Origin of the sequence: Pseudomonas sp. GD04058 (assembly GCF_029836855.1) — a bacterium.
Lineage (GTDB): Bacteria > Pseudomonadota > Gammaproteobacteria > Pseudomonadales > Pseudomonadaceae > Aquipseudomonas > Aquipseudomonas bharatica.
Window position 1 is genome coordinate 1 of the sequence record NZ_JAOECN010000100.1, and the last position, 594, is coordinate 594.

The 594-nt window shown below is 51.9% G+C and carries 1 protein-coding gene; it reads right to left on the reverse strand.

The window, feature by feature from the left end; all coding sequences use genetic code 11:
• Positions 1-594: transposase family protein (locus N7650_RS27890; protein ID WP_279900910.1), on the reverse strand; the 594-nt coding region annotated here is incomplete at both ends.

The window sequence follows — 594 nt, forward strand, 5'->3', positions numbered from 1 at the left end:
CACGTGCCCACCATTCATTTCTCACTTTCGGAAAGCGCTTCAGCAATTCGGCTTTTGGACGGATTGAGCGTTCGATCACACGAAGCACGGTTTCCGTATTTGGCGCCGACAGGTGGAGCAAATATCCCATCACCATTCGAGAGAAGCGGTCGAGGACGATCGTCAGATAGGGGCGCCCAATGCACAGCCCCGAGGTTTCATCCACAAGCTGGACGTCCAACAAGGTGTGATCAATTTCCCAACGTTCCAAAATCTCATGGACACGTAGGACACCCGCCGCAACACGGTGCTTCTTGTCTGCTGCGTGTTTTCCGAGCCTCTCCTTATCCACAAGGTACGGATCCAGCTTGGCGATGTACCTTCGGACAGTCATTCCGCTTGGGATCTTGAGCTGATCCGAAGGCAAACGACTTTTGTTCCTCTCTTTTATCTGATCCTCGAATTCTGAAACGACCACGCTGACCGCTGGAATCGTATCCTGCAGGTAGGTTTTATTAATCACCCCTTCAAGAATAACTTCGAGCTCTCCCTGTATCGCGGCAGCCCGACCCTTTTTGGCATGCTGAGGGATAAGCTTTACTACGTTCTGGCCAA